The organism is Sphingomonas sp. KRR8 (assembly GCF_023559245.1).
Lineage (GTDB): Bacteria > Pseudomonadota > Alphaproteobacteria > Sphingomonadales > Sphingomonadaceae > Sphingomicrobium.
Map to the genome: position 1 here is coordinate 930,959 of NZ_CP097462.1, position 14,948 is coordinate 945,906.

15 protein-coding genes and 1 tRNA gene are annotated in these 14,948 nt (G+C 62.6%); 8 read left to right on the forward strand and 8 right to left on the reverse strand.

The genetic code is table 11. The features are described from left to right. Positions 1-28: 28 nt before the first annotated feature. Positions 29-430 carry a BLUF domain-containing protein gene (locus tag M8312_RS04690; protein ID WP_250119223.1) on the reverse strand — a complete coding sequence of 134 codons (402 nt, stop codon included), beginning with the start codon at positions 428-430 and terminating at the stop codon, positions 29-31. Between the two features lie 76 nt (positions 431-506). Next, the gene (mutL, locus tag M8312_RS04695) at positions 507-2,291 is read right to left on the reverse strand and encodes a DNA mismatch repair endonuclease MutL (RefSeq protein ID WP_250119224.1); all 1,785 of its coding nucleotides are present in this window, start codon (positions 2,289-2,291) and stop codon (positions 507-509) included. A gap of 111 nt (positions 2,292-2,402) precedes the next feature. On the opposite strand from mutL, the gene M8312_RS04700 reads away from it, so the two are divergent. The 7 genes from M8312_RS04700 (at position 2,403) to M8312_RS04730 (ending at position 8,734) form a co-directional block, all read left to right on the forward strand. Then, positions 2,403-3,446, forward strand: a complete 1,044-nt coding sequence (locus M8312_RS04700) for a rod shape-determining protein (protein WP_114228128.1) — start codon at positions 2,403-2,405, stop codon at positions 3,444-3,446. A gap of 14 nt (positions 3,447-3,460) precedes the next feature. Continuing rightward, a complete protein-coding gene (locus M8312_RS04705; protein WP_250119225.1) occupies positions 3,461-4,354 on the forward strand; it encodes a rod shape-determining protein MreC in 894 nt (297 codons plus the stop codon). Next, a complete protein-coding gene (mreD, locus tag M8312_RS04710; protein ID WP_250119226.1) occupies positions 4,354-4,875 on the forward strand; it encodes a rod shape-determining protein MreD in 522 nt (173 codons plus the stop codon). Before M8312_RS04705 ends, mreD begins: the two co-directional genes overlap by 1 nt. Next, positions 4,872-6,809 (forward strand): penicillin-binding protein 2, encoded by a 1,938-nt coding sequence (gene mrdA / locus M8312_RS04715; RefSeq protein ID WP_250119227.1) that lies wholly within the window; start codon positions 4,872-4,874, stop codon positions 6,807-6,809. Before mreD ends, mrdA begins: the two co-directional genes overlap by 4 nt. Continuing rightward, positions 6,806-7,927 (forward strand): rod shape-determining protein RodA, encoded by a 1,122-nt coding sequence (gene rodA / locus M8312_RS04720; protein ID WP_250119228.1) that lies wholly within the window; start codon positions 6,806-6,808, stop codon positions 7,925-7,927. The genes mrdA and rodA overlap by 4 nt, the downstream gene beginning before the upstream one ends. Positions 7,928-8,010: 83 nt before the next feature. Further along, positions 8,011-8,086 (forward strand) — tRNA-Lys (locus M8312_RS04725). 273 nt (positions 8,087-8,359) lie between these two features. Beyond that, positions 8,360-8,734 (forward strand): hypothetical protein, encoded by a 375-nt coding sequence (locus M8312_RS04730; RefSeq protein ID WP_250119229.1) that lies wholly within the window; start codon positions 8,360-8,362, stop codon positions 8,732-8,734. Here the strand turns inward: M8312_RS04730 and M8312_RS04735 are convergent. Continuing rightward, positions 8,712-9,305: a DNA N-6-adenine-methyltransferase gene (locus M8312_RS04735; protein WP_250119230.1), complete on the reverse strand. Its 594-nt coding sequence runs from the start codon at positions 9,303-9,305 to the stop codon at positions 8,712-8,714. The genes M8312_RS04730 and M8312_RS04735 overlap by 23 nt on opposite strands. Positions 9,306-9,432: 127 nt before the next feature. Here M8312_RS04735 and M8312_RS04740 point away from each other — a divergent pair, with 127 nt between their 5' ends. Continuing rightward, positions 9,433-10,566, forward strand: coding sequence for a hypothetical protein (locus M8312_RS04740; protein WP_250119231.1), 1,134 nt, complete (start codon positions 9,433-9,435; stop codon positions 10,564-10,566). Between the two features lie 99 nt (positions 10,567-10,665). On the opposite strand, the gene M8312_RS04745 is transcribed toward M8312_RS04740, so the two are convergent. The 5 genes from M8312_RS04745 to M8312_RS04765 all read right to left on the reverse strand — a co-directional run bounded on the left by M8312_RS04745 (position 10,666) and on the right by M8312_RS04765 (position 14,879). Continuing rightward, positions 10,666-11,232, reverse strand: coding sequence for a T4SS efffector SepA family protein (locus tag M8312_RS04745; protein ID WP_250119232.1), 567 nt, complete (start codon positions 11,230-11,232; stop codon positions 10,666-10,668). 318 nt (positions 11,233-11,550) lie between these two features. Beyond that, positions 11,551-11,892: a hypothetical protein gene (locus M8312_RS04750; RefSeq protein WP_250119233.1), complete on the reverse strand. Its 342-nt coding sequence runs from the start codon at positions 11,890-11,892 to the stop codon at positions 11,551-11,553. Positions 11,893-12,031: 139 nt separating this feature from the next. Beyond that, positions 12,032-12,349, reverse strand: a complete 318-nt coding sequence (locus M8312_RS04755) for a hypothetical protein (protein WP_250119234.1) — start codon at positions 12,347-12,349, stop codon at positions 12,032-12,034. A 206-nt stretch (positions 12,350-12,555) separates the two neighbouring features. Then, on the reverse strand, positions 12,556-13,314 hold the full coding sequence (locus M8312_RS04760; protein WP_250119235.1) for a hypothetical protein: 759 nt from the start codon (positions 13,312-13,314) through the stop codon (positions 12,556-12,558). A gap of 416 nt (positions 13,315-13,730) precedes the next feature. Continuing rightward, positions 13,731-14,879, reverse strand: coding sequence for an AAA family ATPase (locus tag M8312_RS04765; protein WP_250119236.1), 1,149 nt, complete (start codon positions 14,877-14,879; stop codon positions 13,731-13,733). Between the last annotated feature and the right edge of the window lie 69 nt (positions 14,880-14,948).

A 14,948-nucleotide genomic window follows, 5' to 3' on the forward strand; every position in this document is an offset into this window, starting at 1 on the left:
ATCGCGCCCCGAAAGCGAAGGCTCGGGCTCACGCCGCGCTGGCGTGGCGCTCGGCAAATCCGCGGAATTCCGGCCGCAGAACGGGGTCCGTCACGCCTTCGACCAGCCGATCGATGTGCGCTGCAAGGCCTGAGCCGTCATGGTCGTAACCCATCTGCCAGTCGGGAAAACTGCGCTCCTCAATGGTTCGGCGGGACAGCTGAACAAGCGCGAAGTGGCGCTGGTCCGCTTCGATACGATCGTAGGCAGCAGTCAGCTGGGCGGTCGGGCCTTCGAGCACTTGCAGGAAGCGCCTGCCGCCAACCGCGAGCAGACCGGTCAGACCATCGCGCTGATTGTTGCGCCTCGATACGTCGAGGATCGCGTCAATCTCGCTTTGCGGCACCGAGGACGGCGATCGCGAGGTGCTGATGTAGATAAGCTGTTCCAACTGGCCCACTCCATTCCGGTTACCAGCCCCCCGTAGATGCGATTACCGAAGGGTGTTTAACGAAAAGTTGCTCGCTTCACCGCCGTCCGAATAATTTCTCGATATCGCCGTGGGCAAGCTTCACCCAGGTTGGCCGGCCGTGGTTGCATTGGCCGCTGTGGGGAGTGACCTCCATTTCGCGGAGGAGCGCATTCATTTCCGCGACGGAAAGTATCCGGCCGGCGCGAACGCTGTGGTGGCAGGCGAAGGTGGCCGCGACGAGGTCAAGCCGTTCCTTGAGCGCCTGAGGGCCGCCCAGCTCTGCGATTTCGGCCGCAAGGTCGCCAAGCAGACGCTTCAGGTCCGGCTGGCCAAGCGGCGCCGGCGTGGCGCGGACGAGGATGGCGTTGGTGCCGAACCGTTCGATCTCGAGGCCAAAGCCGGCAAGTTCACTGGCAGCGTCCTCGAGCCGGTCGCAATCGGGTTCGTCCAGTTCGACCACTTCGGGCAGAAGCAACGCTTGCCGCGCGACCCCGCCGTTGCTGGCCCCCCGCTTCAGACGTTCGAGCACGAGCCGTTCATGCGCGGCGTGCTGGTCGACGAGGACGAGGCCGTCCTCCGCTTCGGCGACGATGTAGGTGGCCGCGACCTGGCCGCGGGCGACGCCAAGTGGATGGCTCGGCACAGGCGCGCTTGCGGGCTCGGCCCTGGCGGCCGGAGCGGCGGTGAAGAGGCTCTGGGTTTCGCGGACGTGGGTGACTGACAGCGCGTCCGGCCATCCGTAGTCCGGTTGGCTCGGCTGATCCAGGCGCTCTGCGTGCTCACGCTCGCTACGCTCCGGCTGATCGAACTCGGTCGTCCAGTTGACCTCGGCGGCGGCCTGCATCCGGGCGGCGCTGCGATGGCCAGCCTCGTCGAGGGCGTGACGAAGGCCGCCGACGATGAGGCCGCGCACCGCCTGGGGGTCACGGAAGCGGACTTCGGTCTTGGCGGGGTGAACGTTGACGTCCACTTCCTCGAGCGGGAGCACCAGGAAGAGCGCGGCGATCGGATGGCGGTCGCGAGCAAGGACGTCGCTGTAGGCGGCCCTGAGGGCGCCGACCAGCAGACGGTCCTTCACCGGACGACCGTTGACGAACAGATACTGGTGATCGGCGGCGCCCCGATTGAAGGTCGGAAGCGAAACCACGCCACCCAGCGACAACGGTCCGCGCTGGAGGTCTATCGGCAGGCCGGCGCGCTCCAACTCCGGATCAAGCAGCGCTGCCACGCGCCCGGGCAAGGTGGACGGCTGCACCGAGAGTGTGCGGCGCCCGTCGTGCTCAAGGGTGAAGCCGACATCCGGTCTGCTCATGGCGAGGCGGCGGACGGTGTCGAGGCAGGCGGCATATTCGGCGCGCGGGGAGCGCAGGAACTTGCGGCGGGCGGGCACGCGGGCGAATAGTTCGTCGACCCGGACCCGGGTGCCGGGCGGGAGCGCCGCCGGCCCCTCCCCTGCGCGCTCGCCATGATCGATCGTGATTCGCCAGCCATCGTGCCCTGGGAGGCGGCTCTCCAGAGTGAAGCGGCTGACGCTGGCGATGGAAGGCAAGGCTTCGCCGCGAAAGCCGAAGCTCGCAACGGCCTCGATCCGCTCGTCGGGCAGCTTGGAGGTGGCGTGCCGCTCAAGCGCGAGGCTCATTTCGGCTGGATTCATGCCCGATCCGTCGTCCGTCACCTCGACGAGATCGAGCCCGCCAGCCGACAGGCGAATGTGAACGGTCCGCGCGCCCGCATCGAGTGCGTTCTCGACGAGCTCTTTCAGAGCGCTTGCGGGGCGCTCAACCACCTCGCCGGCGGCGATTCGATCCACAAGGTGAGAAGGCAGCCTTCTTATTGACATGGGTGGGGGTCTAGCCCAATCGGTTAAGGCGGGCGAGGGACTGTGACCGGACGCGATTTACCGGCAGTTACCTCATTGGGATTTAATCATTTTTCAGGAAGACGAGCGGGCATGTTCTGGACTCGGTGGTTCAAGTGGATGTCGCACGACATGGCGATCGATCTCGGGACGGCAAACACGCTCGTCTACGTGCGCGGTCGGGGGATCGTGCTGAACGAACCGTCGGTGGTCGCGATCGAGACCATCAACGGCGTTAAGAAGGTCAAGGCCGTCGGTGACGACGCCAAGCTGATGATGGGCAAAACGCCGGACCAGATCGAGGCGATCCGGCCGCTGCGTGACGGTGTGATCGCCGACATCGACGTGGCCGAGCAGATGATCAAGCACTTCATCCACAAGGTGCACGGCGGCAAGATGCGCGCCTGGCGCTTCCCGGAAATCGTGATCTGCGTGCCGTCGGGCTCCACCAGCGTCGAGCGCCGCGCGATCCGCGACGCCGCTTCCAACGCGGGCGCCTCGGCGGTCTACCTGATCGAGGAACCGATGGCGGCGGCAATCGGCGCGGATATGCCGGTGACCGAGCCGATCGGATCGATGGTGGTCGATATCGGCGGCGGCACGACGGAGGTCGCGGTGCTGTCCTTGCGCGGCCTGGCCTACACCACTTCGGTGCGCGTCGGCGGCGACAAGATGGACGAAGCGATCAGCTCCTACGTTCGCCGCAACCACAACCTTCTGATCGGCGAAGCCACGGCCGAGCGGATCAAGCAGGAAGTCGGCATCGCCAAGCCGCCGGTCGACGGCATTGGCAAGACGGTGCACATCAAGGGCCGCGACCTGGTGAACGGCGTGCCCAAGGAAATCAGCATCAACCAGGGCCAGATCGCCGAGGCGTTGTCGGAGCCCGTGGGCACCATCGTCGAGGGCGTCCGCATCGCGCTGGAGAACACCGCGCCGGAACTGGCGGCCGACATCTGCGACCAGGGCATCGTGCTGACCGGTGGCGGCGCGCTGCTGCAGGGCCTGGACGAAGTGCTGCGGGACGAAACCGGCCTGCCGGTCACCGTTGCCGAGGATCCGCTCACCTGCGTCGCGCTCGGAACCGGCCGCGCGCTCGAGGAAGAGCAGTTCCGCGGCGTCCTCCAGACCGCGTAAGAGGGGCTTGACGCGTGGCGCCGCCGAGGGGTGCGCGCCCGGGCTGGTCGCGGCGGGCGCAATATGGCCTGTTCTTCAGCTTCCTGGCGCTGGTTGCCGGGGCGCTGATCGGGCTCGCCCTGCTGGGGCTCTCCATCTTCGCACCGCGGGCCTACTCCGGCGTGCGAGGCGTGGCACTCGACGTGACCGCGCCGGTCAGCAATTCACTGCGCGCGGTCACGAGTACGGTCGGCGGGCTGTTCAGCGGCGCCGAGAACTACTGGGACGCCGCCCGGCAGAACGGCGGCCTCAAGGCCGAGCAGGCGGCACTCAGGCGGCAGATCATCCAAGCCCGGGCGATCCTCAACGAAAATACGCAGCTGAAGGCCGCGCTGCAGCTGCGGGAGCGGACCCCGGTGGCGGTCGCCAGCGGACGGATTGTCGGCTCCTCCTTCGAAAGCCAGCGGCGCTTCGCAGTGATCTCCGCGGGACGCACCGACGGTGTGCAGGTGGGAATGCCGGTACGCGCGGCGGACGGTTTGGTGGGACGGATCATCGAGGCGGGCGGGATGGCAAGCCGGGTGCTGCTGGTCTCGGACCGCGCCAACGTGGTGCCGGCAAGGCTCCTCCGGACCGGCCAGGCGGTGATCAGCACCGGGCGCGGCAACGGAACAATCGACGTCCGCCCGCTCGAGGTTGGCCGCAATCCGTTCAGGCGCGGCGACATCGTGGTCACCAGTGGCACGGGCGGTCTTTACCCACCCGGCGTGCCGATCGCGCGAGTGGTGAAGCTCGACGACGATGGTGCGATCGCGGTGCCCATGGCCGATCCCGCCGATGCCAGCTTCGCGCAGGTCGAGCGGCCGTATGAGGAGGCCGCGCTGGACACGGCCACCGAGACCAACGCGGCCATGAGCGAGGCGCGCTGATGGTTCGCTCGGCTCTTGCCGGCAAAAGCCAGATCGGGCGCGGTCCCAAGACGATCGCGCCGTTTGTCGCTCCGGCCAGCATCGCCGCCGCCAGCGCCATCGCGCTGTTGCCGATCGTTGCCCAAGTCGGCTGGGGACCGAGCTTCGGCTATTTGATGCTGATCGCCTGGCGGCTGCTGCGGTCGGACGCCTTCCCGGGCTGGTGGGCGGCACCGCTCGGCCTGTGGAACGACCTGGTCGTGGGTGAGCCGATCGGCCTGTCCGTGTTCCTCTGGACACTGTCGATGTTGCTGCTCGACCTGGCCGACCGCCGCACCATGTGGCGCGATTACTGGATCGAATGGCTGCTGGCCGCTGTGCTCCTGTTCATCAGCGCGGTTCTACGGTGGAAAGTCGATGCCCTGATGGGCGCTCCCAATGAGTTCCACGTGATCTGGTCGCCGCTGATCATCGCCATCCTCGCATTCCCGGTCGCGGCCTGGGCCGCGAGCCGCCTTGACCGCTGGAGGCTGGGCCGGTGAACGCGCCCATCCGCTTCACCGCGGTCCACCAGAACCTTACCTTCTCCCGGCGGATGGCCGTGGTTGGCGGAGCGCAGGTGCTGGTTGGCGGCGCACTGGTGGGACGGCTGGGCTGGCTCGCCGTCAAGGAAAACCAGAAGTATAACCTGCTGTCCGAGAGCAACCGGGTCCAGCTGATCATCGTACCGCCCCGGCGCGGGTGGATCGTCGATCGCCACGGCAAGCCGATTGCCATCAACCGCTCGAACTTCCGGGTCGACCTCATTCCCGACCAGGTGAAGGACGTTCCTGCCACCGTCGCCGTGCTGACGAACCTGCTCGCGCTGACCCCCGACGAGGTCGATCGGATTAACCGCGACATCAAGGCCGCCGTGGGATTCCAGCCGGTGCAGGTGGCCGAGAACGTTCCTTATGAGCGCTATGCGGCGGTGACGGTGCGGCTGCCGGAGCTCCCGGGCGTGCAGCCGATGCGTGGTTTCTCGCGCTTCTACCCCACCGGTCCGGCCGTGGCGCACCTGGTCGGCTATGTCGGAACGCCCTCTGCCGAGGACTATAAGAAGACCAAGGACCCGCTGTTCCTGACGCCCGGGTTCAAGATCGGCAAGCAGGGGCTGGAGAAAACGCTCGAGCCCTACATGCGCGGAAAGCCGGGCGGGCAGCGGATCGAGGTCACCGCCAGCGGCAAGCTGGTCAAGGAACTGGACCCCAAGCCCGACCAGAGCGGAAGCACGGTGGCACTGACCATCGACGCAGGCCTGCAGGAATATGCGGCGCGGCGGATGGGCGACAATTCGGGCGCACTGGTGGCGCTGGATGTCGATACGGGTGACGTGCTGGCGTTCGTCTCCATGCCCGCGTTCGATCCGAACAACTTTTCAAGCGGGATCGGGCGGACCGAGTGGCGGATGCTCTCGGAGGACGATCACAAGCCGCTCATCAACAAGGTCAGCCAGGGACTTTATCCCTCTGGATCGACGATCAAGCCGGCCATGGCGCTCGCCTTCCTGAAACAGGGGATTGATCCCAAGCAAAGGGTATTCTGCCCGGGCGGCCTGCGTATCGGCAACCGCTTCTTCAGCTGTGACGCCAAGCATGGCTCGATGGACATGCACTCGGCGATCGAGCGCAGCTGCAACACCTATTTCTGGTCGATGGGGCTTCGGACGGACCCCGAGCTCACCACCGAGATGGTGAACTACTTGGGCTATGGGCAGAACTTCCCACAGATGCCGGTCAACCAGCGCTTCGGCACCATGCCGAGCCCCAAGTGGCTTGAGCAGAAGTACAAGCGCAAGTGGCAGGGCTTCGACAGCGCCAACACCTCGATCGGACAGGGCTATGTGCTGATCAACCCGCTCCAGCTGGCGGTCATGCCGGGTCGGCTGGGTGGCGGGAAACTGATCCAGCCGCGCTTGCTGATGGGCGCTCCCAAGCCGCCCATTGCGCCGGTCGCCGTCGACCCCCAGCATCTCGCTATCGTTCGGGACGCGATGTCGGCGGTGGTGAACGGCAGCGGCACCGCCGTTGCGTCCAAGCTGCAGATCCCCGGCGTGCTGATGGCCGGCAAGACGGGCACCGCGCAGGTGTACAAGCTTACCCAGCGCAAAGTCGCCAATTCGAACTGGGCCCTTCGCGACCACGCCCTGTTCATCGCCTTCGCCCCGGCCGACAAGCCGAAATATGCGATCGGCTGCATCATCGAGCATGGCGGCTTCGGCGCGTCCGTGGCGGCACCGATCGTGCGTGACAGCATGACCTACCTGTTCGATCAGCAAAAGGCCTGGGCGACCCTTGCGCCGATGGAGCAGGAATGGGGCGGCTCCCTGGCCGAGCGCAATGCCCGCCGCTCCGCCGCGTTCAAGGCGGCGGCGCAAAGCGCGGCGCAGCTCAAGGCTGCCGCCGCGAAGGCCGATGATGGGCAAGCCGGCGCATGATCCTTTCCTCGATCATCCCGCAACCGCTCGCCCGGCTGCCGTGGAAGCTCCTGTTCCTGATCGTCGCCATCGGTCTGTTCGGGCTGGTAAACCTCTACTCGGCGGCCGGCGGTTCGATCCAGCCGTGGGCGCTCAAGCAGGGCATGGCCATCGCGCTGTTCCTCGGAATGGCGGTCGCCCTGAGCAACGTGCGGGAGGAGCGGATCAAGCCGCTGGTGATGCCGATCTATGGCGCGATCGTCATTGCACTGGTGCTGACGGATGCCATGGGCATCGTCGGCAAGGGGGCGCAGCGCTGGCTCGACCTCGGCATTATCCGCCTTCAGCCGTCCGAGTTCATGAAGCCGACGATCGCCCTTATGCTGGCGCGCTTCTACGAACTTCTGCCGGCCGGCGACATCCGCAGCTTCCGCGCAATCTGGCCGGCCGCCGCGTTGATCGGCGTGCCGGCACTGCTGATCATCGCTCAGCCCGACCTTGGCACGGGCCTGATGGTGGTGTTCGCGGGTGTCACCGTGATGTTCCTGGCGGGGCTTCCGCTGCGCTGGTTCCTGATTCCGGGCGCGGCGATCGCGGCAGCGATCATCCCGATCTATGAGTTCCTGCTACACGGTTACCAGAAGAAACGGATCGACATCTTCCTCGATCCGGAGAGCGACCCCATGGGCGCCGGCTATCACATCACGCAGAGCAAGATCGCGATCGGTTCGGGCGGAGTGTTCGGCAAGGGCTTCATGCAGGGTAGCCAGAGCCACCTGCAATATCTTCCCGAGGGCCACACCGACTTCGCCTTTGCCACTCTCACCGAGGAGTGGGGCATGGTCGGCGGCACGGCGATCATCATCGCCTATCTGTTCGTCCTGAGGTGGGCGATGAAAGTGGCCGCAAACGCCCCTACCCGCTTTGGTCAGCTGAGCTGTGCGGGGCTGACGATGGTGCTGTTCTCCTACTTTGCCATCAACCTGCTGATGGTCATGGGCCTTGCACCCGTTGTCGGCATTCCCCTGCCCCTGATCAGCTATGGCGGCTCGGCCGTGATGACGGTGATGATCTGCATCGGCCTGCTGATGAGCTTCGAACGGCAGCAACGATCCCGGAGCAGTTCGGCATTGAGCTGAAAAGCGGTTGCAATGCCGTCGGGTGCCGGATAAAGGCCCGTCCGCGCCCTGCTGCGGCACCGGCGCATTGCCCTTGCAGGCATGGACGCATAGCTCAGTTGGTAGAGCAGCTGACTCTTAATCAGCGGGTCCTAGGTTCGAGCCCTAGTGCGTCCACCATTTTTTCTAAGTACAACAGACAATTAGAGGCTGGCCTTTGGCGCTGCACCAGTTTCGCGCGGCGGGCTCTAGCGTATTTCTAGCCAACTGGGCTTCTTAAGCGTCGCCGCATTCAGAGGCTGCCCGAAGCAACCTCCAAGCACCTCTGTACTTCTCAAGCCAACCCGCGCCGTGACCTGCAAGGTCAAGATGTGCGTAGCTGGGTAACAGTCGTCGCATTTCCCCGTCCTTGTGCGGTCGCCCGCCTCGACCGGGGCGAGCTAGCCAAGTGCGATGAGCGAGAGCCAGCGTGTCGGCCACCACGTTGCTCGGGATGACATAGGTGGTCGGGGCATCGTCCGCTTCGTTGCCGAAATCCACGAAGCAGTAGAACAGCGATTCGCCTCTTATCTGCTCGTGCTTGGCTTTCATGTGCCAACCACCATCGGAACCGAGATTGCGGCGCGTCTTCACCTGAAGAGCGCAAGCGCGTTCGCCGACATCGTCGGTGACTACAATGTCAGCCAAGGGAACGCCTACGGGCGCGAGCGCAGCTATAAATCCGCGTCGAAGCAGCTGCGACATTACGTAGTGCTCACCAGCAGCGCCAAGAAGCGAGGACGGGGACACTTTATCCGGTTCGTCCCTAACCGACCAGACGCAACGTAGGCTGGCGGCCCTCGACCGGGAGCGCAATATTGCTCAAATCCACCACCGCGCCGTGCTGCCGAAATACCTGGGCGAACTTGGCTTTGTTCTTGCCCCAATAGATCGCGGCGCACGCCATCGGGGCGCCCTTCCCGTCGTCGCGCCCTTCGACCAGGAATCGCAAGCGGGTATCGTAGAGGAAGCAAATCGAGGCGGCGGTGGGCCAAACATAGCGCTTCCAGTGGAGTGTATTCGCCGCAATCGGCACCAGCGCGATCACCTCGGACCCAAAATCCTCGTGGGCGTCAGAGCATTTATGCAGCCAATGAATGATCCGCGTCCCGCGTTCTTGATCAGAACCGTACGGCGGGTTCACGTAGATCGTTGGGAAGTCCCACTTGTGGTGAAGTCCATCGCTATGAGGGAGCTTCCACTCGGTCTTGGCGGCAACTTTCGACCATTGGTTAGAGCAAGGATCCAGTTCAATCTCGCCCAGAACCTCCCGAACCGCCTGAACGTACTTGAGAGGCGTGCACCAGTCTCTGGAATTGCCAATTACTGTGCGGCCAGCGGTCATACGATAGAGCTCCACGAGCGGATTAAAGCAGGGTCGGCCGCCATGAAGCGAGCGCGTTTGAGCCTTGTAATGTGGGCCGCCCGAATGAAGCAACCGGAAGGTTGGCCTTGCACGGCTGTTCGCGAGATGCTCAATCGACCCCATGGCCAGCCTTTTTGACGAAGACATTCCCGTCGAACCCGAGGTCGTTGACGACCTCCATCAAGATCAACCGGATTACGTCCATCTTTCGGACGTTTTTAAATATATCTCGCACTATCGTCGGGCAGGGCATCAAATCGGCCGCAAGGTCGGCGACATGCTTGAGGTGCTGACTCTTGCTGCTCTGTACATGGACGAGCACGCGAAGGCTCGTTTGGTATTAGAGCCGAAGCTGGTCGGCTTCTCGGGCGCGGGCCACAAGGTCGAATTTGGATTGTTTCATCTCGACGATGACGGCGAGCCTGAAACCGAAATGAGCAAATTAGCCGGCTTCGTAGAGTGTAAGAAAGTCGGCGTCGAGCAGACAATCGATGGCGCATTCAAGCGCTCCTTCAAGAAGGCGAGCCGAATCTCGTACGGCACCACTATCGACGTAAAGTTCGCGCCCAAGTGGGCAAAGACAGTCGCTTTCAAGATCAAGTTTGACCAGGTGGATGGCCAGACGCGTGTTCGCGCGAGGTCTAATGGCACCGCTTGTCACGAGGCCTTCGTAGGCGATGGTGAACGCATCATCCTTGGCTTGACGGTGGAGGGAGAGCCATTCTTCCTCGGCAACGACCAGAGCTTGCGGGACATCCCTCAATCCATTCGAGCGTGCCGTATCCTCGAGATTACCGACCACACAGACGAGGGGGTTTTCTGTCTGTTGAACACCTGCCTCGCAGGCCCGCAGACGCCGGAGAAAGCAAAACAAGCCTCATTCGTTGCACTCGACGTTCGCAAGGGCATGTTCGGGCAATTCGACAAGCGGCCCAACGAGGCCGAGTGCGTGAGTGTTTTGGTAATGACGGAGTTTTCCCACTGGGAACCCAAAAGCGTGAACATGGTCAAGGCGTCGATCGATTATAATCTCGTTGTGGATGACAGTCTGATCATCACGGCCATGGAAGCATTCGAAAATGAGATTGGCGACGAATTTCTCAACTACATTAGCAAAGAGACCTTCTTGAACGACGAGGACGTGCAAGCGCTTGCTACCGAGCTAGTCGGAGACGGACGCATCTTCCGCGATATTGAGGACGGGGCGTACAAGCGCATCACTATGACCGATGAGGGCCTGCTAATCATCGCTTAAGCATAACGAAGGAACCTCGCGATCTGCTCTCCTAACGGCACGTGGAGCGCCCCGCGCCAACGGGCGCGAGGCGCTGCATGTTACACGTGCGTGAATCTCTTATGCGGTGCCGGAGCGCAAAATGCCCGTGCGGCCGGGGTACTGAGCCTTCGGATTCTGCCGCCACCAGAACTCCACTTCGACCGGCACCCGCAGTTTCTTCGCGATGCGGTCGATCTCCTTCCACGCATCTGACGCGGACTGTCCTTGCACCGAGATGCCGAGGTCAGGATGATACTTGAACCCCTCCTCGTCGTACCGCTCGACCTTAGCGGGGATGCCAAGCTCGCGAACCAGCTTCTCTCCCTGAACACCTGTAGCTTTTACCTCAGCAATCATCTTGAGCAGGATCGCGGACCACCGAGGGCTGTTAACTGCCTTTCCGTTGATTGAGGCGGAAAGCGGCTTCGTGAATGCGAGACCGGGAGCGGTTTCGAACTCCATAGCGCCCTTGCCGCTCATGGTGACCACCGTTTCCGGCTCGTCGTCCCGCTCCATGCCGAGCTGTTCCATGACCTCCTTTACAAGGCGGTCGATGGTCTCGCTCGGCGTCTTGGTCTTAAACCACGTTTTCAGCGTACTCAGATCAGCAAACGTACCATCGTTGACCCTCACGACAGGCATCATGGCATCCTCCACATCGACTCGATGAGCAGATATGTTACATGGCGTGTGAGTTTAGGCAAGATAAAAGGTAACATATTTCCTGGGATCATCGCAGATTTATCGATCCCAAGTTCCGTCGTTCTCCCAAGCTCGGAGGGCCGCAACGATGTCGACCATATCCAGGCGGTCCAAATTCCCGGCCTCAATCTCAGTCCAGACGATCTCAGCAAAGCAGTCGAATGTGCCGAACCAAAGCACAATCGGTGACGTGCGAGGCATAGCTGCTCGCTCCAAGCGCAAAATCCGCTTCTGCAAGGCGCGCAGGCTGCTCATGGTTCGCTAATTGAGCGCTCCCATCTTCCCGAGCAGGTCCAGCGCTAGTTCTCGGTCCTCTTGCGAACCGCACTCGCGCAGCACGTCCATGCAGTTCCTCACGGCCTGCGCTCGAAACTCGGTGTCCACGCTTTCAAGCGGGTGCGGAGCGGCGGGGCGGATGCCGAGATAGTTCATCAACTCACCGCCTGTCATTGGCAGCACCTTCACTTGGCAGCGCTGACTCTCCGCCAGCCGCTCCGCTGCTACGCGCCACCGGGCATGATCAGCCGCGTGCTGGATCGTCGCCCGCTGCCCATCGATGAGGACAAGGAGGAACAGGTCGTGGGGACCCGGTTCCGGGCACATGGCGCGGTAAGGAGGGCGCCAAGAGCTTAGGTCAGTCATCGGTGGGGTATCCTCGCCCTCGGGGGTATGGTTGTTATGCCGGCACCGGCGGATCGCATCGCCGACCTTTTCACTTTTTGTCCAAATTGTGCGGTAGCGTTCACCCGAGCCGCGCCTTCTCCAGAGCGGCGATCCGCGCCTCCAGCTGCTCAGTCGCTCGCACATCCGCCAGCGCCTTGATCGACTCGATGATGAGCCTGCCAACGTCGGGCGCGACCGCACCGGCTGCAATCGCGTCGAGTACCTTAGAGACCTGCTCGCTGATTGGCGCACCGGCATCAAACTCGAAACAGACCTTTTCGGCCTGCGCCTTGATCGACGGCATCACTTTGGACAGGACGATGCTCGCGGCGTTAGTGTCGCCCTCCAACGCCTTGCCGACGAGCACCGCCACGATGGTGCGCATCTCATCCAGCATCTGCTGTGTCGCGAGCAGCCGCTTGTCTGGAATGCCCGCGGGACGACCATTCGGGTTCGGTGACGGGCAACCTGTTGTCCATGCGGGGTTCCCCGGCCCACGCGATTTGACCATGGGCGGCGGCGCGGTTGGCGGCGTAGGCTTCCAGCCCTCCAACCATCGCGGTTGAACTTTGCTCATAAGACCAGTCCACCAAATTGATTGGATCAATTTGCGGGGAGAGCGAAGCGCTGGTCGGCCGACGCTTTCTTTTTGCGAATTGCACTGGCCGTGCTTCGCCCGACGACGATCCTGCGTCCGCTCCGATCTTCTCGGGTCTCCTCAATGACCCCAACCGCGTTATGCCACTCCTTCAGCATAAGCGGGCCGGTGCGCTCGACGTATTCGTGAGCGGCGCTCACTGCTCGGAGGCGCTTGGCGACGAGTGGATTGACCTTCTCCTGCCAAAGACGGGTAAACTCCCGATGCATCTCTTCATTCAGCCCTGAGAGATACGCGGGTGCGCCAAAGAGGCTTGAGCACGTCACCTCGTCGCCCGCTCGAATGGCTGCTTGTACTGCGGACACCCGCTCAGATTGCGGCAGGCTCTTGAAGTGCGAGCGTATCTCGCCTGACACCATCTGGCTGGCCTTAGCGATGATCGGGGCTGACAGCTCCTTTTCGTACTGAGCAATGTTGTTGGCGAGCGTACTGGCTATCTGGTCCCACTGCTTCGTCACGGTGCTCATCCGCGCCGAGGCGTAGTCATCTACCTTTAAGAGCGCGGCAGCGGGCGTAAGCGTCGGGTCGGTCGCTGCCGCCGCTTTCGCGTCATGGATTGCTGCAAGGTTCTCGGTAGTCGTTCGAAGAAGCCGTTCGGTGCCGTTCAAAACGGCGCGAACTTCTTCCTCCTCATACCCTGGCAAATTGGCAATCGCGCCGGGGTGAAGATCCAGCGGAATACGGGTGTCAACTTCATCGACCATTGTACGCTCCCAAGCGGCTAAGCATGGGCTAAAGCGTAGGGAAGCCGGTTGTAGGTCCGCAACGATTATTTTGTTATTACAATTGCTTAGGTCAGCTCAGATGCCTTCGGCCAACTAATACCCTGTTTGACGGTCGCGCAGATGGCGGGCTCACTTTGCATGATGGATTGGGGCGGCTACTGCGCAAGCACGGAGGCGGCAGCTAGCCACACGCATCCACTCCGGCGCTCATGAGCAACGCGCCAATGCCCCCCCCCCAGCCAGTTACCACACCGACCAGACCCCCTAGGAATTGGTGCGTTTCCCCTAAGGGGCTAACGCAGCAACGCACTGGTCGCGTTGCGTGCATGCCCTTGCCCCAGGGGCGTTCAACACACCCTAACGCCCCTACAACGCGCCAATGCACCAAAGCCCATTCACGTGGTCATTGGAACGTCGAGGGGGCGGAGAAAGCTGGAAGCTCCTCCGCGCCCGGTGCGCTGGACCTTCTCGTTCACAACGAGCCCATTCGCCAATAGATGTTGAAGCGTAAGTCGGGTCTGCTTCTGCTGTATGGGACTGATAGCTTCCAAGGTTCTGCCCGTGTGCCGCGTTCCCTTCAGGTACTCATCCTTGAGCAGCTGTAATATCAATTCCGCGTTCTTTTTCATCATAGCTGCAATCGCCTCTTCGGGAGCAGCGGCTTCGAAATAGTCGAATACGAAGCCTTGGCGTTTGATGTAGAGGTGTGGTTGTGGTTCACACCACGTCATCTTGGGCCGAGCGAGAACGAACCCGCTGTCCTTGGGGCCGAGAATATCACCCGTCTTACTGGTCCACTCGCCCGGTTGCAGGCGCTGAAGAACGTGTATCATTCGCGCGCCATCGGCGAGCGCGCTTCCGCCGCGACCGCTATACTGGTCGAGACTTTCATCCCGAGCATTCGCCTTGCCGGTGTGGTGAACATAAATCACACCGCAGCCCACCGCGTTCCTGATCCGACGCCCTGCTTCAATGAGCCCCTGCTCCGCGTCATTGATTCGGCTCTCGCCAACCCCGAAGGACACCATCGGATCAAAAATGAGCAATGAGGGGCAACGAAGTCCAACCTCAACAATCAGACGGTCGAGCTGTTTGCTGGGCATCACCACATCCTTCTCGACGGTCGTCAGCTTGAGACCTCGTCCAGACACATCGGTGATGATCACGCCTTCGCGGATTGCCGCCTTCTGCTCATCCGTCAGGTTCAACTGGTGGCACATGAAGCGCAGGCGAGCGATGAGCGTCTCCCTACTGTCCTCTGCCGTGATGATGATGACTGGTCCGGGGGCGCGCACCTCCAGTCCGAACAGGTCCAGTCCCAGGATGAGGTGAATGATCTGAAACAGGAGAAGCGTGGTCTTCCCAGTTCCTCCCGGAGCGATAAAGACGCCCACGTCCTCGTAGAACCATCGGTCGATGATCGTACGCGGCTTCGGGGTGGCGGTGTTCCACTCGGTCAACGTGATGGGATCACCCAGTTGGAGTGAGTGAGCACGCTCTTCGCGCCTGTCCATTTCGTCAAAGAACGCTGCGGCGAACGTCACTGGGTCCGCGTGACCGGAGGGGACGCTAAGGTCTCGGTTCTTGCTCGCTTGCATGGCCGCGAGAGTCCT